This window comes from Streptomyces sp. SID11385, assembly GCF_010548245.1.
GTDB lineage: Bacteria > Actinomycetota > Actinomycetes > Streptomycetales > Streptomycetaceae > Streptomyces.
This window is the reverse complement of the sequence record NZ_JAAGLR010000864.1, coordinates 1-661: the sequence shown is the minus strand read 5'-3', so window position 1 is coordinate 661 and position 661 is coordinate 1. Positions and strand designations below refer to the sequence as shown.

Below are 661 nucleotides of genomic sequence, written 5' to 3'. Positions count from 1 at the left end.
TCCGCTCGCCCGACTCGCAGGTGGCCGACTGGGTCGGGGCCCACCCAGGCGACCCACGCGCCGACGCCATCGAGGACGGCATCGCGCGGCGTCCCGCCGCCGTCTGGTTCGCGGACCACAGTCCCGGGACGATCACCGCGCGCGTCGCCGCCGTGACGTCCGCCGCCGCCCGCGCGGACGCCGTGCCCGTCCTCGTCGCGTACGACGTGCCCGACCGCGACTGCGGCGGCGCCTCGCGGGGCGGGGCGCCCGATCTCGCCGCGTACGACGACTGGATCACCCGCTTCGCGCGCGGCCTCGGCGACGGCAAGAACATCGTGATACTCGAACCCGACGCGATCGCGCAGTCCGACTGCCTCTCCGCCGCGGACCGCGCCGCCCGCTTCGCCTCGCTGGAGCGCGCCGCGCGCGTGCTCAAGGCCGCCGGGCCCCGTACCCGCGTCTACTTCGACGCCGGGCACTCCGGCTGGCTCGAACCCGCCCGCGCCGCGGCCCTCCTGCGCCAGGCCGGTGCGGCGCGTGCCGGGGACGGCGTCTTCACCAACGTCTCCAACTTCCACCGCACCGCCGACGAGACCGCCTACGCCCGCGCCGTGCTCGACGCGCTCGGCGGCCCGCCCGGCCTCGGCGCCGTCGTCGACACGAGCCGCAACGGCAACGG

The 661-nt window shown here is 77.3% G+C and carries 1 protein-coding gene; it reads left to right on the top strand.

The features are described from left to right. The coding region (locus G3I42_RS26225; protein ID WP_164289925.1) for a glycoside hydrolase family 6 protein at positions 1-661 on the top strand (661 nt) is incomplete at both ends.